The following is a 25,124-nucleotide window of genomic DNA, read 5'->3' as shown; positions in this document are numbered from 1 at the left end:
CCTCAGCGGCGTTCTTTGATGGCCCGGGTGATCTGGGCCGTGAGCTTCGGGTCGACCAGGAGCTGGTCGATCAGCGCGGTGAGCACCTCCTGCCCGGTCACGCGCGCGACGCCGAGCCGATCGGCCGCCTCGCGCTGCCAGATGTCGAGGGCCCGGTGAGTGGCGGCCGCCAGGTCGACGGTCCGGCGGGTCCGCTGGGTGCGCCCCGCCTGGTTGGCCGACGGCTCGCTGGCGATGCGCTGGCCGCGGGGCTGCCCGAGGCTGAGGCGCTCGGTCGGCGCGGCGTCTCCGGCGGGGCCGCCCGCCGGGGTGGGGGCGCGAAAGGATCCGGCGCTGGGTCCGTTGGGACTGGGCTTGAAGTTCACTTCGGTGTCTTCCTCCGTGAGTGCGGATCAGTAAATCAGCGCTCGTCGCCTATGTGTCAATACTGATTCTCTCACCGACGCCACCCTAAGTCGCGTCGCCGGGCCGCGGACGGCCCGGGTGGGACGCCGACGGATTTGCGCGCGGCTCCGCGACGCCGGATGCAGGCGAAAGAGCAAATTTCTGCAAATAGCTGACGCCGGTAAAAACGAGGCCAGGATTGCGGTGATCCGACGACTCGTGGACGGTAATCGCGGCGCGAATCAGTGGATCTGACAATGCGCATATTCGGACTTCAGTAAATACGGTAGGCTCGCGCAGTACATCAGTATACGGGCTATTACCTGCAGATATAAGCCGATCGCCGTGCGCCGGCTCAGTATTCGCGGATAAATGAATTGCGTAAATAGGGATTGATCATCGCGCGCTGGATTGGGCGCTATCACGTCATTGTTGCGCAATTCACACCGCGAAAGCCCCGAATTCGCTTGTTTGCTTAGAAATGTCCGGTTAGCGTTTTAAGCATCGATATCAAGTCTTTGAAAGGAGCGCCCTCGATGATCTCGTCAGCATCGTTACGTGGCGCGGCCGTAGGTGTTGTGGGCGCCGGAGCCGTGGCGGGCGCGCTGCTCTTCGGCGGCGCCCCCGTGGCTTCGGCCGCCCCCGGGCCGAGTCACTCCACAAGCTTCGCCAGTGCCGGGCCGCAGAGCGGACCGGGCTTCATTCCCGAGCGCCCCGGCGGTCGTGGATGGGGTGGCCATGATGGTCGGGGACATGGCAATTGGGGTCACGGCGGCTGGGGGCACGGTGGCTGGGTCCATGGGCCCGGCTACTGGAAGCCCCAGCACTGGTGGAACTGGTGGTGGTGACCACCATCTCCGCGCGGTAGCCGGCCATCACCGACACGCCAACCCTCGGGATGGACGGCCCGTGTATGGGGGGAACCATGCCGGCTTGACTCAGTCAGGCCGGCATGGCCCATTTCTGCGCCCGGTTACGGATCGCGCGGCAGGCCCAACAACCGTTCGGCGATGATGTTCAGCTGCACCTCGGACGTCCCGCCGTAGATGGTGGTCGCCCGGCTGGCCAGCAGGTACTCGCCCCATTTGCCGGGCAGTTGGTCGGTGTCGCCGATCGCGGCGTCGGTCCCGAAGGACGAGACCGCGAATTCGGCGTAACCCTGGCCGGTGCGCATCGACAACAACTTGGAGATCGCCGCCGACGGCATCGCGTCCCCGCCGGCCAGCGTCAGCAGCGTGGAACGCAGGTTCAGCACCTTGGCCGCATGGCCCTCGGCAATCAACTGACCGGCGCGGTGCTGCGCGACCTGATCGAACTGCCCGTCACGAACGAACTCGACGAACTGCGACAGCGTGGCCAGGAAGTTCGCCTCGCTGCTGCCGATCGACACCCGCTCCGCGGTCAGCGTGTTGCGGCTTACCTCCCAGCCCCGGTTCACCTCACCGAGCACGCACTCGTCGGGCACGAACACGTCGTCGATGTAGACGGTGTTGAACATCGCGTTGCCGGTGAGCTCGCGCAGCGGCTTGACGTCGACGCCCTCGCTCTTCATGTCCAGCAGGAAGTACGTGATGCCGCTGTGTTTCGGCGCGCTGGGGTCGGTCCGTGCGAGCAGCGCACCCCACTGCGAGAACTGCGCGGCGGTCGTCCAGATCTTCTGGCCGGTGATGCGCCACCCTCCGTCGGTCCGGGTGGCCTTCGTGGACAGGCCGGCCAGATCCGAACCCGCGCCGGGCTCGGAAAACAGCTGACACCAGATCATCTCGCCGCGGAAGGTCGGCGGCAGGAACCGCTGCTTTTGCTCCTCGGTGCCGAACGCCACGATCGACGGGACGATCCAGGTGGCGATGCCGGTCTGGGGCCGCTTGACCCGCCCGGAGGCGAACTCCTGCGCGATGATGATCTGCTCCACCGGCCCGGCCGCCCTGCCCCACGGCTTGGGCAGGTACGGCAGCACCCAGCCGCCCTCGGCGATGGCGACCTTGCGTTGCTCGCGCTCGATCTCCTTGAGCGCCGCCACTTCGGCCCGGATCTCCGCCCGCAGCTTCTCGGTCTCGGGATCGAGGTCGATGTCGACCGCGCGCATCCCGGTGGTGGTCGCTGTGTCGACCACCTTTTGCGGGTAGTCCGAGCTGCGGCCGAAGGAGGCGGCCAACATCAGCGCCCGGCGGTAGTACACGTTCGTGTCGTGCTCCCACGTGAAGCCGATCCCACCGTGCACCTGGATGCAATCCTGCGCGCACCGTTGAGCGGCGGCCGGCGCCAGCGTCGCCGCCACGGCGGCGGCGAACTCAACGTGGGAACCCGCGGTGTCCCAACGGTTTTCGCGGGCCTCGTCGATCGCGCGGGCGGCATCCCACACCGCAGCCGTGGCCCGCTCGGTGTCGGCGATCATCTCGGCGCACTTGTGCTTGATGGCCTGGAATTGGCCGATCGGCCTGCCGAACTGCTCGCGGATCTTGGCGTAGCTCGACGCGGTGTCGGTCGCCCAGCGCGCCACGCCGATGGCTTCGGCGGACAGCAGCGTCGTCATCAGCGCGTGCGCGGTGCCCATGCTCAGGTTCGTCAAGACGACGTCGTCGCCGACCTCCACGGCGTTGGCCCGCACGTCGGCGATGGGCCGCAACGGGTCCAGGCTTTTCACCGGCTCGATCTCGAGCTGGTCGGCGCGCAGCACCACCCACGCCTCGCCGCTGTCGATCGCGACGGGCAGCACCAGCAGCGACGCCTGCGCGGCGGCGGGGACCGCGCGGAGCTCGCCGCGGATCACCAGAGAACTGCCCTGCCGGGTGGCGGTCAGCGCGCAGCAATTCAGGCCGTAGGCGGCGATCTCGGCGCCGGATGCCAGCCCGGCGAGCGCCTTGGCGTCCGGGTCGTGCGCGGAGATCAACGCGCTGGCGATCGCGGACGGCACGAAGGGGCCCGGCACCGCCCCGTAGCCGAATTCCGCGAGCACAATGGCCAACTCGAGAACGCCGAAGCCCTGCCCGCCGACGGATTCCGCCAGATGAACGCCCTGCAGGCCCTGCTCGGCCGCGGCCTGCCAGTACGGCGGCGGGTTGCCGACCTCCGTCTCCATCGCCTCGTGCAGCGTCTCGGACGGGGCGATGCGCGCCACCAGCGCTCGCACGGAATCGGCCAGTTCTTGATGCTCGGGATTTATCGCGATCGGCATTGGTCGCCTTCCGTTGCTGCAGGACGCCGTCTCGGCCAAGTACCTTCCAAGCTAACAACCAGTCGGTTGGTTGACGACATCACCTACCGCCACCGCTTGCCGATCCATCCGGCGATGATGTCGGCCTGCTCGCTGCGGGCCCCGGGGGTGGTGAAGTAGTGATCGGTGTCCACCGAGGCCCGGGTCTTGTCGGCGCCGGCGAGGGCGTCGAAGATGCGTTGCGCGTCAGAGGGAAACACGCCGGTGTCGGCGTCGGCGTTGATCACCAGGGCCGGACACCGGACCCGGGCCAGGTGCGGCTCGGCCCGGGTCTGGGCCACCCGCAGGCTCCACATGCCCAGCCAGCTGCGCAGCGTGCACGCCGCCGCGATGCCGTGCGCCGAGCGGTTCGCCTTGGCCGGGACGCCCGCGTAGCACATGTTGGGCTGCCGTTTGGTCGGCTCGATGCCGGGATCGACCATGCGCGGGTCGGCCCAGGTGCGCATCACCGAAAACGGGCGATCGGAAAACCCCGCCGCGCGAACGCGTTTGAGCTCTCTTTCGGCCCAGTCGGTGATGGCGTGATTGCGCGCGACCTGCGCGCTGCGGTACCGGGCGAGGAACTCCGGGGTGTAGGGCGGCCCATTGCGCCCGTTGAACAGGTCGAGGTCGGCGTCGGTGGCGACGGGATCGTTCTCGTCGACGACGGCGGCGTCCATCCAGGCGGTGAGCACTTCGGGTCGCCCGGGATGGGCGGCGGTGGCCACGTAGCCGTCGGCGGGCGGCAACTCGGTCACCCCGGCCGCCGGGCGCATGCCTTCCAGCGGGGTCACGTTCGGCTCGACGGCCTGGGACTGGTAGGCGGCCATCAACGACCCTCCGCCCGAGTTGCCCAGCAGCACAACGGTATCCACGCCCTGCACCTCGCGCAGCCAGCGCACTCCGACCCCGATGTCCACCAGCGCGTGGTCGAGCAGGAAGCTGCTTTCGAAGCCGCGGAACCTGGTGTTCCAGCCGAGGAATCCGATGCCGCGAGTGGCCATGTAATCGGCGAGATAGTGCTCGGAGAAGTCGATCTGGTAGTGCGCGGCGATCATCGCCACCTTGGGCTTGCGTCCCACCCCCCGGTGATACAAACCCTGGCAGGGGTGCCCGCCGGCGCCGGCGCGCCCGGCCGTAGGCGACGGCAGCCCGACGAATTCGCGGATGACTCCGGCACCGGTACGACGAGTCAATTCAGCGGTCCCCCTCAGTGGCGTAGATGGCCCGGTAATAGATGTTGGCCAGGGTCTGGATGCAGGCCTCGTCGTCGGGTTCCCCGCAACGTGCCGAACCGAGCTGGACGTAGCAGAACTGGTTGAACATCGCCACGATCGCCTCCGCGATCAGCTGCGGGTCGTCGTCGCGGCAACGGCCCTCGGCCTGTGCGCGGCGGACCGATTCAGCGATGAAAGATATTGGTATCGAGCAGATTTCGGCCCAGTACTGGGCGAAGTCGTCGTTGATCATCGCCAGCTGTGACACGCTGATCACCTCGGCTAGCCGGTTGCGGTAGGTGTGCCAGTGCGCGGCGGCCGCCCCGTACGCGCGCTCGCGATCGGTCAACCCGTGCTGGGTCACCGACAGCGCGCGCTGGTTGGCCTCGTCGCGGAAGCGCAGCGCCCATTGGCGCACCATCGCCTCTTTGGACTCGTAGTAGTTGTAGAAGGACGCCGCCGAGCGGCCGGCCTCCGCGGCGATGTCGGCGATGGTCGTGGCCAGGACACCTTTGCGCGCGATGACCGTCCGGGCGGCCAGATCGATCGCGGCCTGCGTCCGCCTGCCGCGATGCGTGGGCAGCTCCGCGGGTGGCCCGCTCCGGTCAGCAGGGGATGCCGCGGTGGACACCTGCGCACCTCCCTGGGCCAAAACTGAATCTGATGTTAGATTCAGATTCGGATCTTGGCCAGGCTCATCGAGCCGGGAACCGAGGGGAGCCGCACGATGATCAAGCCGCACAACACCAACGCGGAATTCGAACTCGGCGGGATCAATCACGTCGCGCTGGTGTGCTCGGACATGGCCAAAACCGTCGACTTCTACAGCAACATCCTGGGCATGCCGCTGATCAAGTCGCTCGATCTGCCCGGCGGGGCGGGCCAGCACTTCTTCTTCGACGCCGGCAACGGCGACTGCGTCGCCTTCTTCTGGTTCGCCGACGCCCCCGACCGGGTGCCGGGCATTTCGTCGCCGGGCGCCATCCCCGGCATCGGCGACATCACCAGCGCGGTCAGCACGATGAACCACCTGGCCTTCCACGTGCCGGCCGAGAAGTTCGACGCCTACCGCCAGCGACTCAAGGACAAAGGGGTGCGGGTCGGGCCGGTGCTCAACCACGACGAGAGCCCCATGCAGGTCTCGGCGACCGTGCATCCCGGCGTCTATGTGCGCTCGTTCTATTTCCAGGATCCCGACGGCATTACCCTCGAGTTCGCCTGTTGGGTGAAGGAATTCGAAAGCGGCGACGCGAAGGCCGTGCCCAAGACCGCCGCGGACCGCCGGCCCCCGGTGGGCGCCGGTCGCTGATCGCGCCGCTGCTCCGCGAGTCGGAGAATGCTAGGTATGACCGACGGCATTTTGACCGACGAACAGATCGCCGCGCTTACCCCCGGGCAGCGCCGCGACCTCATCTCCCGGCTGGAGCGGCCCCTCGGCGAGGTCATCGACCCGGACTTCCTGGACCGCGTGCGCCGCGTCCGGCTGAGTCTGATGATCGGCGGCTCCATCGCGATGGTTCCCTGGCTGGGATACCTGGCGATGACGCTGCCCGAGAAGTACGTCGCCCACAATTGGCCGGTCACCTGGATCGGCTTCGATGTGCTGCTGGTCGCCTTCATGCTGACGACGGCCGCGCTGGGGTATCTGCGCCGCCAGCTGCTGGTCCTCGCCGCGTTCACCACCGGGGTGCTGCTGATCTGCGACGCGTGGTTCGACCTCATGACCGCGGGCCCCAAGGACGTGTGGCTGTCGGTGATCACCGCGCTGCTGATCGAGGTGCCGCTGGCGATCTTCATGATCTTCAGCGCCATGCGCATCCTGCGGCTCACCATGATGCGTTTGTGGCTGCTGCGTCCCGGCATGCGCCTCTGGGAGCTGCCGCTGTTCCCGTGAGGCGGTGCGGGTTTGGCCCGCGCACCGGCTCGAGGGCCGGACAACTGTATCCCGAGTTGCGGGCGTAGCGGGCCGAATCGGCGATAAGTCGTCGCGAATCGACCCCGCCCGGCGTGGCCAGGGCCGTTGAGGGGGAAAAGATTACTGCACCGCCGGCGATCTCGCGGCGGAATTCGAGTCTTGACAAAACCGCGAAATCTTCGCCTGCGTCAGCTAGCGTCCACAGCAGCGACATAGGGGTATGAGCGGCGGGGTAGTTCACCAACACAGGCGAAAGTCCGTCGGACAATTTCAAGCGCGACACACATCGACGATCCTCGAAAAGCCAAGCGCCAACCGTACTTCCAGCACCCCCAGACCGCCCCGCAAACGTCGTCGTCTCACAGCACAAGGACTCGAGGAAATGGTCGCACTCGGAAATATCAACGAATGGCACCCGCCGCACGGCCCGGTCACCATGTGGATGGCCGCACCAGCCGCACGCGAAGCGGCCCGCGCCGCACGGCGAAGCGACCTGGCGCCGAGTTACCAACAGAATCAACACCTCTGGGCCTCCTACCAAGGCAAGGCCATGAACCGCCAGCTGCCCCGTCTGATGATCGTCGCGTGGGACATCCCCGGCACCTGCGACATTGCGGCGATGACGGCGACGATCAACGCCCACGTTCGCCGCCAGGACACCTATCACAACTGGTTCGAGTACGACAACGGCACGTTCGTGCGCCGGGTGATCGACGATCCCGAAGCGATCGAGTTCGTCCCCGTGGCGCTGGGGCACAAGACCGCGGACCAAGTCCGCGCCCATGCCTTGACCACCACCCCGGACACCCTCGAGTGGGGCTGCTTCACCTACGGAATCGTCCAGCACGCCGACTATTTCACGTTCTACGCGAGCGTCGACCACCTGCACATCGACGGCTTGTCGGCCGCCCTCATCTTCCTCGACGTCCACCTGACGTATCAGGAACTCGCGCAGACCGGGCACCAGCCCGCCGGCCTACCGGAGATCCGCAGCTACCGCGACTACGTTGCGCGCCAACGCGAGAAGGCGGCGACGTTGACGCTCTCGTCGCCCGAGATCAAGGACTGGATCGAGTTCGCCCGCCACACCGACGGCGACTGGCCCAGTTTCCCGCTGCCCCTTGGTGACACGTGGTCCAGCACCAGAGGCGACCTGTTGACGGTCGAGTTGATGAATGCCGAGGACACGGAGTCCTTCGACGCCGCCTGCGTGGCGGCCGGCGCCCGGTTCATCGGGGGAGTGCTGGCCTGCACGGGCCTGGCCGAGCACGAATTGACCGGTAAGAAGACCTATCACGGGTTCACGGCCAAGGACACCAGGACACCGGGCGTCGACTCGATGACCGTCGGCTGGTTCGCCAGCCTGATTCCGATCACGGTGCCGACCGCCGGCGAGACGTTCGCCCAGGCCGCCCGGACGGCGCAGAAGTCGTTCGACGACGCTCAGCGCCTCGCCGACGTGCCGGTCGAGCGGGTGCTGGAGCTCGCCACCCCGGACGAACTGGGCATCAAGCTGCCCACGCAGCTGCCGATGATGTTGTCGTTCCTCGACTTCCGCAAGATCCCCCTCAACGGGTTGTGGGCGGAGACGAAATTCGGCACGTACGGCGACAGCCTGTCCCACGGCGGGGTGAACATGTGGATCAACCGCCAGGCCGCGAACACCACGGTGACGATGTCCTTCCCGGACAACGCGATCGCGCGGGAGTCGGTGCTGCGCTACATCGCGACGCTGATCCAGGTGTTCGCGCGTGTCGCCAGGCCCACCGGGGACGAGCCGGTTGTGGTTGCGCCCCAGGTGAACCCGGACGACACATTCGCTCCGGCGCCGGACACGGACGATCACGAAGCGGCGTAGCGATGAGCAACGTGCTGGACCTGGCCGACCAAACACTCTTCCTGGGTGAGCGGGCGACGGGTGCCACCAGTTTGCTGCAGTGCGTCTGGGTGTACGACCGCGCCGTCGACGTCGGTGGGCTGCGTGAGTTCCACCGCCACCTCGGCCGGGGGCGGCTGTCGCGGCGAGTCGAGCGCTCCGCCTTGCCCTTTGGCCGTCATCGCTGGGTGGCGGCCGCCGAGTGCTCCCCCTTGGAGATCGTCGCGCCGCCGCGGGAGCGCGAGGACATCGATGCGTGGCTCGACGAGCAGACCCACAAGCGGCCGGACGCCGAGCGCGGGCCCGGATGGCACTTGGCGATGCTCCCGCTGACCGACGGCGGCGCGGTGGTGAGCCTGGTCACCACGCACTGCCTCACCGATGGCGTCGGGCTGTGCGAGGCCCTGGCCGATGCGGCTCGGGGACGCGGCGACCGGACCCGCTGGCCCGCCGCGGGAGGCCGGCGGCGCTGGCAAGCCCTGCGCGAGGACGCGCGCCAAACCGCGCACGACGCGCTCGATGTCGGCCGCGCCGTCGGCGCCGCGGCCCGGATGCTCCGGCAGGGCCGCGACGGCACCGCGTCCGTCGCCCCGCCACGCGGGAAGCGGCCCGCGCCGCCGGCCGCGCCCGACGACCGCATTTCCCTGCCGATGGAGACGATCTTCGTCAGCGCCGACGACTGGGACGCCCGCGCAACTGCCTTGGGCGGCACCAGCAACGCGCTGCTCGCCGGGTTGGCGGCCCACCTCGCCCAGCGGGTGGGGCGGGTGGCCCCCGACGGCTCGGTCAACATCGGCATGCCCGTCAACGAGCGCGCCCCAAGCGACACGCGCGCCAACGCGGTCACGAACGTCGACGTCACGCTGGGGGCCGCGGCGATCACCACGGACCTGCGCGAGATCCGCGCCGCCATCAAGCGGGCGCTGGTTCGCCATCACGACGAGCCCGACGAGCGGTGGGCGCTGCTGCCCCTCGTCCCGCTGATCCCGAAGCCGGTGTTTCGGCGGTTGCTCAGCGTGGTCACCGGCGGCGCGGCGACCGTGGTGTCGTCCAATCTCGGCGCGCTCGACCCGGCCGCCAACCGGCCGGACGGCACGGACGCCGACTACTTCGCCATGAAGTCGGTGTACCCGGGCGTGACCGCCGCGACGATGCACCGCACCAACGGGGCCCTGGCGTTGCTGTCGGGGCGGGTCCACGGCCGGGTCTTCATCTCGGTCCTCGCCTACGAATTGGGCCGCCACAATTCGAACGAGGGTCTGCGACAAGCGCTTTCCAAGACGCTGAGCGACTTCTCGCTGGCCGCCACAACGGGCTGGCACACGGTCTGCCCCGTGTGAGGCGCTAGGCCTCGGCCCGTGTTTCGGTGAGCCGGTAGAGGTTTGGCTCGGCAAGCTCGTCGAGCAGGGCGGCCAGGTGATCGACGAGCTCATCCGGTTCGAGCCGGACGTCGCCGGCCAGCCAGGCGCTGATGGTCTGCCCGACCCCGCCGACCACGAAGTGCGCTGCGGCCTTGATGCGATCGTTTGCCGGCACCTGAAGCGCGTTGCCGACGTGCTGGCCGGACAGCATCGCGAACAGGGCGCTGGACTCGGCGCGTTTGCGCACCACCACGGGGTCGGCCAGCTGCGTGCTGAACAACAGGCGGCCGACGCGGGCGTCGTCGGTGATGGTCCGCACGATGTTGGCGATGCCCGCGCGGGTCTGCTCGTCGGCGGGCACCGTGGCGACCGCGGCCTGCGTGGTGGCGGCCAGCTCGGCGACCACCCAGTCGAAGACGCAGGAGACGAATTCGTCCTTGTCGGTGAAGCTCTCGTAGAAGTACCGGGCCGCCAGCCCGGCGCGGCGGCACACCCCGCGGACGGTGACCGCCGAGATGTCCGGCCGCTGATCGCCGAGCAGGTCCAGGCCGGCGGCCAGGAGCCGGTTACGGCGGGTGGCCAGGCGTTCGGCGGCCTCCACCCCGCGATACGGCCGCGCGCTGGACGTGTCGCTCATGCGGACCATCTTGACACTAACGCCGCGGCGCGACAATATCAGGAAACAAGCGTTCGCACATTAGCGGCCGCGCTGCGGGAGGATCTGACGATGGCAATTCACCAGTCGGTGCAGGCACCGATCGGGCACGTCGAGCGCGGGGCCACCGATCCGCCGCGCCCCCAGCGGCGCAGGCGCGGGCGGACGCTGGGCATCGACGAGGGCCTGATGGGCGTCGCCCTGCTGGCCGGTCCGGCGAACGTGATCATGCAACTGGCGCAGCCGGGTGTGGGCTACGGCGTCATGGAAAGCCGCGTCGAAAGCGGCCGGGTCGACCTGCACCCGTTCAAGCGGGCCCGCACCACGTTCACCTACCTGGCCGTGGCGACCAACGGCAGCGAGGCCCAGAAGGCCGCCTTCCGCCGGGCCGTGAACAAGGCCCACGCGCAGGTCTACTCGACGCCGGAAAGCCCGGTGTCCTACAACGCCTTTGATCCCGCGCTGCAGCTCTGGGTGGGGGCCTGCCTGTACAAGGGCGGCCTCGACATCTACCGGATGTTCATCGGTGAGCTCGACGGCGAAGACGCCGAGCGCCACTACCGCGAGGGCATGGCGCTGGCCACGACCTTGCAGGTGCCGCCGAAGATGTGGCCGGCCGACCGGGCGGCGTTCGACCGTTACTGGGAAGAGTCGCTGGCCAAGGTGCACATCGACGACGCGGTGCGGGAATACCTGTACCCGATCGCCGCCAACCGCATCCGGGGCGTGAAGCTGCCCGGTCCCATCCAGCGGCTCTCCGAGGGCTTCGCGCTGATGATCACGACGGGCTTCCTGCCGCAACGGTTCCGCGACGAGATGCGGCTGCCCTGGGACGCGACCAAGCAGCGGCGCTTCGACAGGCTGATCGCCGTGCTGGCCACGGTGAACCGGTATCTGCCGCGGTTCATCCGGCAGTTCCCGTTCAACGTCTTGCTGCACGACCTGGACCGCCGGATCAAGAAGGGGCGGCCGCTGGTGTAGCGGCCCGCGGCGGGGCGGTGCCCGCCAAGTTGATAACGACAATCATATTCATTAAGCTCTCCTCAGTCTGGTAAGCCCTCCAGCCCGAGGAGTACCTATGACGGCGCCGATCTTCATGGCCTCGCCGCCCGAAGTGCATTCCGCTTTGCTCAGCAGCGGCCCCGGCCCCGGGCCGCTGCTGGCGGCCGCCGGCGCGTGGTCCGAGCTGAGCGCCGAATACGCTTCGGCCGCAGAACAATTGAGCACCTTGCTGGCGGGGGTGCAGGCGGGGGCGTGGGAGGGACCCAGCGCGGAGTCCTATGTGGCCGCGCACGCCCCGTACCTGGCGTGGCTGACAAAATCCAGCGCCGACAGCGCCGCCGCCGCCACCCAGCACGAGACCGCCGCGGCAGCCTACACTGCCGCGCTGACCGCCATGCCGACGCTGCCCGAACTCGCCACCAACCACGTCGTCCACGGGGCCCTGGTGGCAACGAATTTCTTCGGCGTCAACACGGTTCCGATCGCGGTCAACGAGGCCGACTACGCACGGATGTGGACCCAGGCGGCGACCACGATGTCGACCTACCAGGCGGTGTCCACCGCGGCCGTCGCCGCGACACCGCAAACCGATCCGGCGCCGCCGATCGTGAAATCCGATGCCTCCAGCGATGACTCGGACGACCCGGACCATGACCCCAAGATCGACAATCCGTTCAACGACTTCATCGCCAACATCCTGAAGAACTTGGGCATCAACTGGGACCCGTCCGAGGGCACCGTCAACGGGCTGCCCTACGACGCCTACACGAATGCCGGGCAGCCCATCTTCTGGGTGGTGCGCGCCCTGGAACTGCTGGAGGATTTCGAGCAGTTCGGCTATTACCTGGTGCACAATCCGGCGTTGGCCTTCCAGTACCTGGTGCAACTCATCCTGTTCGACTGGCCGACGCACATCCTCGAGATTTTCATCAGCCAGCCGGAGTTGTTGGCGCCCGCGCTCCTCCTCGCGGCCGCGCCCCTCGGCGCCGTCGGCGGATTCGCCGGGCTGGCCGGCCTCGCCGCCATCCCCCAGCCTGCGGCCCTCCCGGTGGTGGCCGCGCCGCCGCCGCCGACGCCCAGCATCCCGCCCGCCATCGCCATGGCCCCCACCACCCCCGTCGCGCCGGTCGCGGCGCCGGCCTCCGCGCCGGCACCGGCGCCCGCCCCCACGGCGACCACGGTGACCGCCGCTCCGGCCGCACCCGCTGCGGCGCCGGCCGCGGCGGGCTTCTTTCCTCCGTACGTCGTCGGTCCGCCCGGAATGGGAACGGGCTCGGGGATGGGGGCGAGCGCCAGCTTCAGCGCGAAAAGGAAAGCGCCGGAACCGGATAGCGCCGCCGCCGCGGCGGCCGCGGTCGCGCGCACGCGCAAAGCGGCCCGGGCGCGGCGGCGCCGGGGCGCGACGGACCGCGGGTATGGCGACGAGTTCATGGACATGAATGTCGATGTCGACCCGGACTGGGGCGGGTCGCTGGCATCCGATCGGGGTGCCGGCACGCTGGGATTCGCCGGCACCGCCGAGCGTGAGGCGGTCGCCGCGGCGGCCGGGCTGACCCGGCTGGCCGGGGACGAATTCAACGGTGGCCCAACGGCACCGATGATGCCGGGCACCTGGGGCGACGGCGGTGCCGACGAGGCGGGCCGCGACGGCTAGCGCCCCGGCACCCCATCGGCGGGTTCGTCAGGCGTCAGTTGCGTCGATGCGAGTCGCGCGTCCAGCGCTGATGCCGATCGAGTTGCCTTGGGACGGGGATGTTTTCCCATTGACCGAGCACCAGCCAGTCGCGCAGCGCCGCGGCTGAATCGCTGTCGGCGATGGGTCCTATCCACCGCGCCGGGCCGCTGGCCACCCGATCGTTCGTGCAGGGCTGGACCAGGGCCATCACGCCCCCGCCGGTCGGCCGAGAGGCGCAGGTGAGTGGTCCGAGCATGCAGGCGACCGAGACCAACATGGAATGCGGGCAGCGCCGGATGGCGGGGCGCAATTCGTCGATGACCGACAGTCGATCGTCGACGGCGCATGCGGCACAGACGATTACGGTGAACGGGCGATCGGTGCCGCGGCGTGGGGACGTCAAGGCGCCGTGTGCCGTCCGGGGTAGGGCAGGAGCGCCATTTCGCGGGCGTTCTTGATGGCGGCCGCGACCTGTCGTTGTTGTTGGACGGACAGGCCGGTCACCTGGCGGGAACGGATCTTGCCGCGTTCGGAGATGAACACCCGCAGCGTCGCCGTGTCTTTGTAGTCCACCGTGCGCAACCCGAGGCTGTCGAGCAGATTCCTCTTGGGCGAGCGGGCGGCGGGCGCGGTGGCCCGGCGACGCGCGACTTTTCTGGCCATCACCAGCTCGCCTTCCGCACGCCGGGGAGCTGGCCGGCGTGGGCTAGTTCGCGGACCCGGACCCTCGACAGCCCGAACTTGCGGAGGTGGCCGCGGGGTCGGCCGTCGACGGCGTCGCGGTTGCGCACCCGCACCGCGCTGGCGTCGCGGGGCTGGCGCGCCAACTCGTCCTGTGCCGCCGCCCGTCGCTCGGGGGTGCTCGCCGGTGAGCGGATGATCTTTTTGAGTTCGGCGCGGCGTTCGGCGTAGCGGGCCACGATCGCGCGGCGACGCTCGTTCTTGACGATCTTGGATTTCTTGGCCATGGTCAGCGCTCCTCGCGGAAGTCGACGTGGCGGCGGATGACGGGGTCGTATTTGCGCAGGACCAGTCGGTCGGGGTCGTTGCGTCGGTTCTTGCGGGTGATGTAGGTGTAGCCGGTGCCCGCGGTGGACCGAAGTTTCACCAGGAGACGGATCTCGTTGCGCGCCATCAGATTCGCTGCCCTTCGCGGCGCAACCGCGCGACGACCGCCTCGATGCCGTCGCGGTCGATGACCTTGATGCCCTTGGCGCTGACCCGTAGCCGGATCCGGCGGTCCTCCGAGGGCAGGTAGTACGTCTTGAGTTGGATGTTCGGCGACCAGCGCCGACGGGTCCTGCGATGGGAATGCGACACCGCGTTACCGAAACCCGGCCGCCGGCCGGTCACCTGGCAGTGGGCGGACACCTGCACCTCCACATCTCTTATTGAAAATCATTTTCGACAAGGTCCCCCACGGACGGTACCGTAGGAACGGCTTAGATGAAAATGATTATCAATAAGGAGGACGATGCGGACGCCCGTCATCCTGGTCGCCGGCCAGCGGGACACCGACGCCGTTGTGGGCGCGATGCTGCAGACGCCGGGAACGCTGGTCGTCGAGCACCGATTCGACGGTCACGTGGTGCGCCGCACGACGGCGTCGCTGTCCGACGGCGTGTTGACCAGCACCGAGAACGGACTGGAACTCGCGCACGGCTGTGTCTCGTGCACCATCCGCAACGACCTGTTGGTGCTGCTGCGCCGGCTGCACCGCCGCGACGACGTGGACCGGATCGTGGTGCACCTGGCGCCCTGGTTGGAACCCGAACCAATCTGCTTGGCCATCAAGCACGTTCGGGTGCGGGTGGCGCCGGGGTACATCGACGGGCCCGCGGCCCTGGACGTGGCGATCGCCGCCGTGGTGACCTGCGTCGATTCGGCGGCCTGGCTGGACCAGGCGTTGGGGGAGGAGGAACTCGACGACGGCCGCACCCACGCCCAGGTGGTGATCGGACAGGCCGAGTTCGCCGACGTCGTCGTGCTCGACCGCGCCAACCCGTTCGTGGCGGCCGTGCTGCGTCGCCTGTCGCCGCGCGCCCGCGTCCGCGTGGGGGCCGGCGGCATCGAGGACGCACTGAACAACCTGTACCGCGACGCGCGCCGCGGCCGAAGCGACGACCCGCACGGCCCGCTGCTGGCTGGGCAGCCGCCGCTGGAGTCCCGCGGTCCGATCAGCCTGGTGGAATTCAACGCCCGTCGCCCCTTTCATCCGCAGCGCCTGCACGCCGCCCTGGATCTGTTGCTCGACGGCGTGATCAGGACCCGGGGACGGCTGTGGCTGGCCAGCAATCCCGACCGCGCGATGTGGCTGGAATCGGCCGGCCCCGGGCTGCGGGTGAGCTCGGCCGGCAAATGGCTGGCGGCGATGAGCGGGCCGGAGCGCGACGGCGTCGACGCCGAGCGACGCGCGCTGGCCGCGCTCGGCTGGGACGACCGGCACGGTGATCGGCATACCGCGATGGCCATCCTGGTGTGCGGCGCCCGGACCGACGAGGTCCTCGACGCCCTGCGCGGCGCGCTGCTCACCGAGGAGGAGATGCGGAACCCGCGCACCTGGATCGCCTACGACGACCCGTTCGGCGATTGGCACGAGGATCCGTGCGCGGAATTGACCGAGGCCGCCGACAACGTGGCCGGCCACACCCAGCAAGGCAAGGACCCTTCATGAAGCCCGGCGTGCATCCCGACTACCACCCCGTCGTCTTCCAGGACGCCACCACCGGCGCCATGTTCTTGACGCGGTCGACCCGCACCAGCCCGCGGACGGTCGAGTGGCAGACGGCGCGGGGAACCCGGACCTATCCGCTCGTCGTCGTCGACGTCACCGCCGACTCCCACCCGTTCTGGACCGGCAGCCGCCGCATCGTCGACAGCGCGGGACAAGTGGAGAAGTTCCACCGCCGCTACGGTCGCCGGTAGCCCGTACCGCGCCGACGCGCTCCACTACCGTTGCGCGCCAGCCGAAAAGGGGCCGAGTCGCGGCGGCGTACTGTGGGCGGGGTGCGAAGCGAAGGCGATACCTGGGACATCACCACGAGCGTGGGCTCGACCGCGTTGTTCGTCGCGACCGCGCGGGCGCTGGAGGCGCAAAAGCCCGACCCGCTGGCCGTGGATCCGTACGCGGAGATCTTCTGCCGCGCCGTCGGCGGTGCCGCCGCCGACGTCCTCGACGGCAAGGACCCCGACCACCAGCTGAAGACCGCCGACTTCGGCGAAAACTTCGTCAACTTCCAGGGCGCCCGCACCAAGTACTTCGACGACTACTTCCGGCGCGCCGCCGACGCGGGCGTGCGACAGGTGGTGGTCTTGGCGGCGGGCCTGGACTCGCGCGCCTACCGCCTGGACTGGCCGGCCGCGACCACGATCTTCGAGCTCGACCAGCCGCAGGTGCTCGACTTCAAGCGAGAGGTGCTCGCCGGCGTCGGCGCCGAGCCGCGCGCCGAGCGCCGCGAGATCGCCATCGATTTGCGCGAGGACTGGCCGCAAGCCCTGCGCGACAGCGGCTTCGACCCGGCCAAACCCTCGGCGTGGATCGCCGAGGGCCTGCTGATCTATCTCCCGGCGAGCGCCCAGGAGCAGCTGTTCACCGGTATCGACGGGCTGGCCGGTCACGGCAGCCACGTCGCCGTCGAGGACGGCGCCCCGATGAACCCCGAGGACTTCGAGACCGCCGTCGCCGAAGAACGCGCGGCCACCGCGCAGGGCGACCAGCGCGTGTTCTTCCAGCTGGTCTACAACGAGCAGTGCGCGCCGGCCACCGAGTGGTTCGGCAACCGCGGCTGGACCGCGGTCGGCACCCCGTTGGCCGACTACCTGCGCGAGGTCGGCCGCCCGGTGCCGGGGCCGGAGACCGAAGCCGGCCCGATGATCGCGCGCAACACGTTGGTGAGCGCCGTCCGCACCTGAGCCCTCGGGCGGATTTCACGGAAGGCCGGGCGAGTTCGCTCGGGCAGCGACCAACGCCGGAACTTTTTCGGTCCGCCAGCCGACTAGTGGCTGCGTGATCGTTCCACCGGCCTGCGGGTCGGGGCGATCGTCGAGCACAACCCGATCGTCGAGGAGTCCTTGCCATGACCGCGCCGGTGCGGACGATGTCGTGCCTGATCCGCTCGGCCGAGCCGGTGGGCGCCGAGGTGGCGTGCCGAGATTGAAAATGAAAATGATTTTCAGTAAGGTGAGGCCTTGCTGTGAGGCCGCACGGCGTGCGGCTGTGAGTATGCGGAAAATGCGGCTAAACCCTCTCCAGAACGTCCTCATCGGCGGTAGAAGAAGGGCAGTGCAGTGGTGAGTCGGACAGGCCCAAACGCCTCGACAGTTAGCTTATGCAATGCTAACTTCAGGCGGGTCAGGTTAGGGGAGACTACATACATGAAAAGACGCGGCCGTGGAACACGGTGACACCGGCATGCTCACAGTTCAGCCGGCCAATTCGCGCGTGGACACGCGCGTTGACGGCGACGTCGTCAGCCGGTTCGCCACCTGCTGCCGCGCGCTGGGCATCGTCGTCTACCAACGCCAGCGGCCGGCCGACCTGGCCGCCGCGCGTTCGGGTTTCGCCGCGCTGACCCGCATCGCCCACGATCAATGCGACGCGTGGACGGGGCTGGCGGCTGCCGGAGACACGTCCCTGCGGGTGCTCGAGGCGGTGTCGCGCACCGCGGCCTCCGCGGGCGTGCTGCAGCGCCAGGTCGACCTGGCACCCAACTCGCTGGGCTTCCGCTACGACACCGGACTGTATCTACAGTTCCGCGCGACCACTCCCGACGACTTCCACCTTGCCTACGCGGCCGCGCTCGCGACGGCGGGACGGTTTGCTGACGCCGACGCGATCGTCGCGGGCCTGACGACCGAGCGACCGAACTGGCGTGAGGCCCGCTGGGTGTCCGTCGTCATCAACTACCGCGCCGAGCGCTGGTCGGACGTCGTCAAACTGCTGACCCCGATCGTCAACGACACGGACCTGGACGAGGCGTTCTCGCACGCGGCCAAGATCGCGCTCGGCACCGCGCTGGCCCGGCTGGGCATGTTCGCCCCGGCGCTGTCCTATCTGGAGGAGCCCGAGGGGCCGGTCGCGGTGGCGGCCGTCGACGGCGCGCTGGCCAAAGCGCTGGTGCTGCGCGCCCACGTCGACGAGGACGCGGCGAGCGAAGTGCTGCAGGACCTGTACGCGGCCCACCCCGAGAACGAACAGGTCGAACAGGCCCTGACCGACACCAGTTTTGGCATCGTGACCACCACGGCGGCGCGCATCGAAGCCCGCACCGATCCGTGGGATCCCGAAACCGAGCCCAGCGCCGAGGATTTCGTCGACCCCGCCGCCCACGAACGCAAGGCCGTGCTGCTGCACGAGGCCGAACGCCAGCTCGCCGAGTTCATCGGCCTCGAAGAGGTCAAGAACCAGGTGTCGCGGCTGAAGAGCTCGGTCGCCATGGAGCTGGTCCGCAAGCAGCGTGGGCTCGCGGTCGCGCAGCGCGCCCACCACCTGGTCTTCGCCGGCCCGCCCGGAACCGGTAAGACCACCATCGCCCGCGTGGTCGCCAAGATCTATTGCGGCCTGGGGCTTTTGAAGCGGGAGAACATCCGCGAGGTGCACCGCGCCGATCTCATCGGCCAGCACATCGGCGAGACCGAGGCCAAGACCAACGCGATCATCGACAGCGCGCTCGACGGCGTGCTGTTCCTCGACGAGGCCTACGCGCTGGTCGCCACCGGCGCCAAGAACGACTTTGGGCTGGTGGCCATCGACACGCTGCTGGCGCGGATGGAGAACGACCGCGACCGCCTGGTGGTCATCATCGCGGGGTACCGGGCCGACCTGGACAAGTTCCTGGACACCAACGAGGGCTTGCGTTCCCGATTCACCCGCAACATCGACTTCCCTTCCTACGCACCGTCGGAACTGGTCGAGATCGCGAACAAGATGGCCGAGCAGCGCGACAGCATTTTCGAAAAGGCCGCGCTCGACCACATGGAGGAGTTGTTCACGAAGTTGGCGACCGAGTCGACACCCGACGCCAACGGGATTTCGCGACGCAACCTGGACATCGCCGGTAACGGTCGATTCGTGCGAAACATCGTCGAACGCTCCGAAGAAGAACGAGAGTTCCGGCTCGACCATTCGGAACACGCCGGAACCGGCGAATTCAGTGACGAGGAGCTGATGACGATCACCGACGACGACGTCGCAAGGTCGGTTGAGCCGCTGCTGCGCGGCCTCGGGCTGTCGGTGCCGGCATGACGTCCAATCAGCAACCCGACGAACGCCGTTCGTTCTCGTCTCGGACCCCGGTCAACGACAATCCCGACCAGGTCGAGTACCGCCGCGGCTTCGTCACCCGGCACCAGGTGAGCGGCTGGCGTTTCGTGATGCGCCGGATCGCCTCCGGTATCGCGTTGCACGACACCAGGATGCTCGTCGACCCGCTGCGCACGCAGTCGCGCGCGGTGGCGATGGGCGCCGTCCTGCTGGTCACCGGTTTGGCCGGCTGCTTCGTGTTCTCGCTGATCCGTCCGAACGGGACGGCGGGCACCAACGCCGTGCTCGCCGACCGGTCCACCGCCGCGCTGTATGTCCGTGTCGGTGAGGATCTGCATCCGGTGCTCAACCTGACCTCGGCCCGACTGATCACGGGTCGGCCGGTGGACCCGACCATGGTGAAAAGCAGTGAGCTGGACCGGTTTCCGCGCGGCAACCTGATCGGCATCCCCGGTGCGCCGGAACGGATGGTGCAAAACCCCTCGACCGATGCGAACTGGACGGTGTGCGACGCGGTCAGCGAGCCCGGGGGGCACGCCGCACACAGCACCGGTGTCACGGTGATCGCCGGCCGGCCGGACAGCAGCGGCGCCCGCGCCGCCACGCTCCCGCCGCGGCAGGCGATGCTCGCCGACCGTGACGGCACCACGTGGCTGTTGTGGGACGGCAAGCGCAGTCAGATCAACCTCACCGACCAAGCGATCACGAACGCACTTGGCTTGGGGCAGGGCAACTCCGAGATCCCCGCGCCCCGCCCGATCGCCCTGGGCCTGTTCAACGCGATTCCCGAAGCCCCGCCGCTGACCGCGCCCGGCATCCCGAACGCCGGTGCGCCGGCGCCCTTTACCGTGCCGGCACCGATCGGTGGGGTCGTGGTGTCCTACACCCTGGACCAGAGCTCCTCCGGGGCGCCGCGCTACTACGCGGTGTTGCCGGACGGCCTGCAGCAGATCTCGCCGGTGCTCGCCGCGATCCTGCGGAACACGAATTCCTATGGGCTGGACCAACCGCCGCGGCTGGGCGCCGACGCGGTGGCCAAGCTGCCGGTGTCGCGGATGCTGGACACCGCGCGGTACCCCGACCAGCAGGTCGGGGTGGTGGATGCGGCCAAATCGCCCGTCATGTGCGCCTATTGGAGCAAGCCCGCCAAGGCCGCCAGCAGCTCGGTGAACCTGCTGACGGGCTCGGCCCTGCCGGTCGCCGAATCGATACGCACCGTCGACCTGGTGGGCGGCGGCTCGCCGGCCACCGCCGCCCGCGTCGCCCTGGCGCCGGGCACCGGCTACTTCACCCAGACCGTCGGCGGCGGGCCGAACTCGCCGGGCGCCGGGTCGCTGTTCTGGGTCTCTGACACCGGTGTCCGCTACGGCATCGACAACGAGGCCGAGCACTCGGCCGCCGGGCAGAACAAAACCGTTGAGGCCCTTGGCCTTACCGGGTCGCCGGTCCCGATCCCGTGGTCGGTGCTGTCGCTGTTCGCGAGCGGCCCGACATTATCGCGCGCCGACGCGCTGCTGGCACACGACGGGCTGACGCCCGACCAGAAGCCCGGCCGCGTCACTGCCGCTGCTAGGGAAGCCGAGGGAGCCCCCCGATGAGCCGACTGATCTTCGAAGCGCGCCGCCGGCTGGCGCCGCCGGTGACCCGCAAGGGCACCATCGCCATCGAGGCCCCGCCCGAGCTGCCGCGGGTGATCCCGCCGTCGTTCCTGCGCCGCGCGATGCCGTACGTGCTGGTGATCCTGATCGTCGGCATGATCGTCGCGCTGTTCGCGACCGGAATGCGGTTGATCTCCCCGCAGACGCTGTTCTTCCCGTTCGTGCTGCTGCTCGCCGCGACGGCGATGTACCGCGGCAACGACAACAAGACGCGCACCGAGGAGGTCGACGCCGAACGCGCCGACTACCTGCGCTACCTGTCGGTGGTCCGGGACAACATCCGCACCCAGGCCGCCGCGCAGAGCGCCGCCGCGCAGTGGTCCCACCCGGAGCCCGCGGCGCTGGCCGCCGTGCCCGGATCGCGCCGTCAGTGGGAGCGCGACCCGCACGATCCCGACTTCCTGGTGCTGCGGGCCGGACGCCACCACGTGCCCCTGGCGACCGCGCTGCGGGTCAACGACACCGCGGACGAAATCGACCTGGAACCGGTGTCGCACAGCGCATTACGCAGCCTGCTCGACACCCACCGCACGGTGCGTGACGTGCCGACCGGGATCGACCTGGCCAAGGTCTCGCGAATCACCGTGCTGGGCTCCGAGGACGAGGCGCGCTCGGCGATGCGGGCCTGGGTGGCCCAGGCGGTCACCTGGCACGACCCGACCGTGCTCGGGGTCGCGCTGGTCACCCCCGACCTCGAGAGCCCGGACTGGTCGTGGCTGAAGTGGTTGCCGCACATTGACATTCCCGGTGAGCTCGACGGCGTCGGGCCGGCCCGCTTGATGGCCACCAACGTCGACGAACTGGTCGCCAAGCTGGGGTCCGCGCTAGTCGACCGCCCGGCGTTCACCGGCGAACCCGCCGACGCGCTGCGGCACCTGCTGATTATCGTCGACGACCCGGACTACGACCTGAACGCCTCGACGCTGGCGATGGGCCGCGCGGGCGTCACCGTCGTGCACCGCGGCGCCACCGCCCCGCACCGCGAACAGTATTCGGACCCCGAGAAGCCGATCCTGCGCATCACCGCGGCGGACGGCGCGGGCGCCCGGACCCACTCCATCGAGCGTTGGCAGACCGGCGGCTGGCAGCCGTACATCGACGACGCCGACCAACTGGGCGCCGACGAGGCCGCCCACCTGGCGCGCCAGCTGTCGCGCTGGGACTCCAACCCGACCCACACGGGGTTGCGTTCGGCGGCCACCCGGGGCGCCACGTTCACCACGATGCTGGGCATCCCGGACGCGTCGCAACTGGATGTGCCGACGCTGTGGGCGCCGCGGCGTCGCGAGGACGAGCTGCGCGTTCCGATCGGGGTCACCGCGACCGGTGAGCCGCTGATGTTCGACCTCAAGGACGAGGCCGAGGGCGGGATGGGCCCGCACGGTCTGATGATCGGTATGACGGGATCGGGTAAGTCCCAGACCCTGATGTCGATCCTGTTGTCGCTGTTGACGACTCATTCCGCGGACCGGTTGATCGTCATCTACGCCGACTTCAAGGGTGAGGCGGGGGCCGACAGCTTCCGCCACTTCCCGCAGGTTGTCGCGGTGATCTCCAACATGGCCGAAAAGAAGTCGCTGGCCGACCGATTCGCCGACACGCTGCGCGGCGAGGTGGCCCGCCGGGAGACGCTGCTGCGCGAGGCCGGCCGCCGGGTGCAGGGCAGCGCGTTCAACTCGGTGGTCGAGTACGAGAACGCCATCGCCGCCGGGCACGACCTGGCGCCGATCCCGACGCTGTTCGTGGTGGCCGACGAGTTCACGTTGATGCTGGCCGACCACCCGGAGTACGCGGAGCTGTTCGATTACGTTGCCCGCAAAGGCCGTTCGTTCCGCATCCACATCCTGTTCGCGTCGCAGACGCTGGATGTCGGCAAGATCAAGGACATCGACAAGAACACCTCCTACCGCATCGGGTTGAAGGTGGCCAGTCCCAGCGTGTCCCGCCAGATCATCGGGGTGGAGGACGCCTACCACATCGAATCCGGCAAGGAGCACAAGGGCGTGGGCTTCTTGGTGCCCGCGCCGGGCGCGACCCCGATCAAGTTCCGCAGCACCTATGTCGACGGCATCTACGATCCGCCGCAGAAGGCCAAATCGCTTGTGGTGCCGTCTATCCCGGAGCCCAAGGTGTTCACGGCCGGGCGGGTCGAGCCCGATCAGGACACCGTGATCACCAGCCCCGACGAGGTCGAACTGACCGGGCCGCCGCGCAAGCTCATCGCCACCATCGGCGACCAGCTGGCCGGGTACGGGCCGCGCGCGCCGCAGTTGTGGCTGCCGCCGCTGGACGAGCCGATCCCGGTGAGCGCGATGCTGGCCCGGGCCGGTGTGCCGCCGCGGCAGTGGCAGTGGCCGCTGGGTGAGATCGACAAGCCGTTCGAGATGCGCCGCGACCCGCTGATCTTCGATGCCGCGTCGTCGGCCGGGAACATGGTCATCCACGGTGGCCCCAAGTCGGGGAAGTCGACTGCGCTGCAGACGTTCATGTTGTCGGCGGCCAGCCTGCACTCGCCGCGCGAGGTCACGTTCTACTGCCTGGACTACGGCGGCGGAAAGCTCCGTGCGATGGAGGGCCTGGCGCACGTCGGCAGCGTCGCCTCGGCGCTGGAGCCCGAACGGATCCGTCGCACCTTCGGCGAGCTCGAGCAGCTGCTGTTGTCGCGGCAGCGCCGGGAGGCGTTCCGGGACTCCCGCGGTGGGGTCCCCGACGACGGGTTCGGCGAGGTGTTCCTGCTCATCGACAACCTCTACGCGTTCGGCCGTGACAACACCGACCAGTTCAACACGCGAAACCCGTTGCTGGCCAAGGTCACCGAGTTGGTCAACATCGGGCTGGCGTACGGCATCCACGTCGTGGTCACCACGCCCAGCTGGCTGGAGGTGCCGCTGTCGATGCGGGACGGCCTGGGGTTGAGGCTCGAGCTCAAGCTGCACGATCCGCGGGACAGCAACGTGCGGGTGGTGGGCGCCCTGCGCCGGCCCGCCGAAGCGGTGCCGCACGACCAGCCGGGTCGCGGATTGACCATGGCCGCAGAGCATTTCCTGTTCGCCACCCCGGAGCTGGACCAGATCGCCGCGATCAACGACCGTTACCCGGGCATGGCGGCGCCCCCGGTGCGGCTGCTGCCCACCAACCTCGCCCCGGATGCCGTCGGGTCGCTGTACCGCGGGCCCGAGCAGGTGGTCATCGGCCAGCGCGAGGAGGACCTCGCGCCGGTGGTGGTCGACTTCGCCGACAACCCGCTGCTGATGGTGTTCGGTGACAGCAAGTCGGGGAAGACGACGCTGCTGCGCCACCTCATCCGCACGGTCCGCGAACACTCCACGCCGGACCAGGTCGCCTTCACGGTGCTGGATCGACGGCTGCACCTCGTCGACGAACCGTTGTTCGCCGACAACGAGTACACGGCCAACATCGACCGCATCATCCCGGCGATGCTGGGGCTGGCCAACCTGATCGAGTCGCGCCGGCCGCCGGCCGGCCTGTCGCCGGCCGAGCTGTCGCGCTGGACGTTCGCGGGCCAGACGCACTACCTGATCATCGACGACGTCGACCAGATTCCGGATTCGCCGGCGATGAGCGGCCCCTACGTCGGGCAGCGCCCGTGGTCTCCGCTGATCGGGTTGCTGTCGCAGGCAGCCGATTTGGGGATCCGGGTGATCGTCACCGCGCGGGCCACCGGTTCGGGACACGCGTTGATGACCAACCCGCTGCTGCGCCGCTTCAACGACCTGCAGGCCACCACGTTGATGCTGGCGGGCAATCCGCAAGACAGCGGCAAGATCCGCGGCCAACGATTCGGCCGCTTGCCGGCCGGGCGGGCGATCCTGTTGGGCGACAGCGATGGTCCGACGTACGTGCAGTTGATCAACCCCTTGATCGGGGAATCCGTAATGGCAAGTGAAGCGCAACGGGAGGAGTAG

The 25,124-nt window shown here is 68.9% G+C and carries 22 protein-coding genes; 12 read left to right on the top strand and 10 right to left on the bottom strand.

Annotated elements, in window-relative coordinates; genetic code table 11:
• Positions 1–2 precede the first annotated feature (2 nt).
• From W7U_RS19720 to W7U_RS19705, 4 genes are all read right to left on the bottom strand, one after another.
• Entirely contained in the window at positions 3–365 is a 363-nt protein-coding gene (locus tag W7U_RS19720; RefSeq protein ID WP_008261730.1) for a hypothetical protein, read from the bottom strand.
• A gap of 992 nt (positions 366–1,357) precedes the next feature.
• Entirely contained in the window at positions 1,358–3,559 is a 2,202-nt protein-coding gene (locus W7U_RS19715; protein WP_003874014.1) for an acyl-CoA dehydrogenase, read from the bottom strand.
• Between the two features lie 83 nt (positions 3,560–3,642).
• The gene (locus W7U_RS19710) at positions 3,643–4,773 is read right to left on the bottom strand and encodes an alpha/beta hydrolase (RefSeq protein WP_036429553.1); all 1,131 of its coding nucleotides are present in this window, start codon (positions 4,771–4,773) and stop codon (positions 3,643–3,645) included.
• Position 4,774: 1 nt separating this feature from the next.
• A complete protein-coding gene (locus W7U_RS19705) occupies positions 4,775–5,425 on the bottom strand; it encodes a TetR/AcrR family transcriptional regulator (protein ID WP_003874012.1) in 651 nt (216 codons plus the stop codon).
• A gap of 96 nt (positions 5,426–5,521) precedes the next feature.
• Here W7U_RS19705 and W7U_RS19700 point away from each other — a divergent pair, with 96 nt between their 5' ends.
• The 4 genes from W7U_RS19700 (at position 5,522) to W7U_RS19685 (ending at position 9,925) form a co-directional block, all read left to right on the top strand.
• Positions 5,522–6,103, top strand: a complete 582-nt coding sequence (locus W7U_RS19700; protein ID WP_008261724.1) for a VOC family protein — start codon at positions 5,522–5,524, stop codon at positions 6,101–6,103.
• Positions 6,104–6,139: 36 nt separating this feature from the next.
• Complete coding sequence (locus tag W7U_RS19695) at positions 6,140–6,688, top strand: hypothetical protein (RefSeq protein ID WP_003874010.1); 549 nt, start codon at positions 6,140–6,142, stop codon at positions 6,686–6,688.
• A gap of 403 nt (positions 6,689–7,091) precedes the next feature.
• A complete protein-coding gene (locus W7U_RS19690; RefSeq protein WP_008261722.1) occupies positions 7,092–8,567 on the top strand; it encodes a condensation domain-containing protein in 1,476 nt (491 codons plus the stop codon).
• A gap of 2 nt (positions 8,568–8,569) precedes the next feature.
• Entirely contained in the window at positions 8,570–9,925 is a 1,356-nt protein-coding gene (locus tag W7U_RS19685) for a hypothetical protein (RefSeq protein WP_008261721.1), read from the top strand.
• Between the two features lie 4 nt (positions 9,926–9,929).
• Here W7U_RS19685 and W7U_RS19680 read toward each other — a convergent pair whose 3' ends face one another.
• Positions 9,930–10,592, bottom strand: coding sequence for a TetR/AcrR family transcriptional regulator (locus W7U_RS19680; RefSeq protein WP_015632553.1), 663 nt, complete (start codon positions 10,590–10,592; stop codon positions 9,930–9,932).
• Positions 10,593–10,673: 81 nt separating this feature from the next.
• Here W7U_RS19680 and W7U_RS19675 point away from each other — a divergent pair, with 81 nt between their 5' ends.
• Both W7U_RS19675 and W7U_RS19670 read left to right on the top strand, forming a co-directional pair.
• Positions 10,674–11,582 (top strand): oxygenase MpaB family protein, encoded by a 909-nt coding sequence (locus W7U_RS19675; protein WP_008261717.1) that lies wholly within the window; start codon positions 10,674–10,676, stop codon positions 11,580–11,582.
• A 97-nt stretch (positions 11,583–11,679) separates the two neighbouring features.
• The gene (locus tag W7U_RS19670; RefSeq protein WP_008261715.1) at positions 11,680–13,257 is read left to right on the top strand and encodes a PPE family protein; all 1,578 of its coding nucleotides are present in this window, start codon (positions 11,680–11,682) and stop codon (positions 13,255–13,257) included.
• A gap of 34 nt (positions 13,258–13,291) precedes the next feature.
• On the opposite strand, the gene W7U_RS19665 is transcribed toward W7U_RS19670, so the two are convergent.
• The 5 genes from W7U_RS19665 to rpmB are packed head-to-tail and all read right to left on the bottom strand — an operon-like array spanning position 13,292 to position 14,649.
• On the bottom strand, positions 13,292–13,681 hold the full coding sequence (locus W7U_RS19665) for a hypothetical protein (protein WP_008261713.1): 390 nt from the start codon (positions 13,679–13,681) through the stop codon (positions 13,292–13,294).
• On the bottom strand, positions 13,678–13,941 hold the full coding sequence (gene rpsR, locus W7U_RS19660; RefSeq protein WP_008261704.1) for a 30S ribosomal protein S18: 264 nt from the start codon (positions 13,939–13,941) through the stop codon (positions 13,678–13,680). Before rpsR ends, W7U_RS19665 begins: the two co-directional genes overlap by 4 nt.
• Complete coding sequence (rpsN, locus tag W7U_RS19655) at positions 13,941–14,246, bottom strand: 30S ribosomal protein S14 (RefSeq protein WP_008261701.1); 306 nt, start codon at positions 14,244–14,246, stop codon at positions 13,941–13,943. Before rpsN ends, rpsR begins: the two co-directional genes overlap by 1 nt.
• 2 nt (positions 14,247–14,248) lie before the next feature.
• Complete coding sequence (gene rpmG / locus W7U_RS19650; protein ID WP_008261699.1) at positions 14,249–14,413, bottom strand: 50S ribosomal protein L33; 165 nt, start codon at positions 14,411–14,413, stop codon at positions 14,249–14,251.
• Complete coding sequence (rpmB, locus tag W7U_RS19645) at positions 14,413–14,649, bottom strand: 50S ribosomal protein L28 (RefSeq protein ID WP_008261697.1); 237 nt, start codon at positions 14,647–14,649, stop codon at positions 14,413–14,415. Before rpmB ends, rpmG begins: the two co-directional genes overlap by 1 nt.
• 103 nt (positions 14,650–14,752) lie before the next feature.
• On the opposite strand from rpmB, the gene W7U_RS19640 reads away from it, so the two are divergent.
• The 6 genes from W7U_RS19640 to W7U_RS19615 all read left to right on the top strand — a co-directional run bounded on the left by W7U_RS19640 (position 14,753) and on the right by W7U_RS19615 (position 25,124).
• Entirely contained in the window at positions 14,753–15,952 is a 1,200-nt protein-coding gene (locus W7U_RS19640; RefSeq protein WP_008261696.1) for a GTP-binding protein, read from the top strand.
• Complete coding sequence (locus W7U_RS19635; protein WP_008261694.1) at positions 15,949–16,203, top strand: type B 50S ribosomal protein L31; 255 nt, start codon at positions 15,949–15,951, stop codon at positions 16,201–16,203. Before W7U_RS19640 ends, W7U_RS19635 begins: the two co-directional genes overlap by 4 nt.
• A gap of 81 nt (positions 16,204–16,284) precedes the next feature.
• On the top strand, positions 16,285–17,190 hold the full coding sequence (locus W7U_RS19630; RefSeq protein ID WP_008261692.1) for a class I SAM-dependent methyltransferase: 906 nt from the start codon (positions 16,285–16,287) through the stop codon (positions 17,188–17,190).
• A gap of 499 nt (positions 17,191–17,689) precedes the next feature.
• Positions 17,690–19,522 carry a type VII secretion system ESX-3 AAA family ATPase EccA3 gene (gene eccA3, locus W7U_RS19625; RefSeq protein ID WP_085976523.1) on the top strand — a complete coding sequence of 611 codons (1,833 nt, stop codon included), beginning with the start codon at positions 17,690–17,692 and terminating at the stop codon, positions 19,520–19,522.
• On the top strand, positions 19,519–21,138 hold the full coding sequence (gene eccB, locus W7U_RS19620; protein ID WP_008261687.1) for a type VII secretion protein EccB: 1,620 nt from the start codon (positions 19,519–19,521) through the stop codon (positions 21,136–21,138). Before eccA3 ends, eccB begins: the two co-directional genes overlap by 4 nt.
• Entirely contained in the window at positions 21,135–25,124 is a 3,990-nt protein-coding gene (locus W7U_RS19615; RefSeq protein WP_008261679.1) for a type VII secretion protein EccC, read from the top strand. Before eccB ends, W7U_RS19615 begins: the two co-directional genes overlap by 4 nt.

The organism is Mycobacterium sp. H4Y, from assembly GCF_000364405.1.
Taxonomy (GTDB): domain Bacteria; phylum Actinomycetota; class Actinomycetes; order Mycobacteriales; family Mycobacteriaceae; genus Mycobacterium; species Mycobacterium intracellulare.
Note: the sequence above shows the minus strand (reverse complement) of the source record. Positions and strands in the feature narration are given on the sequence as shown.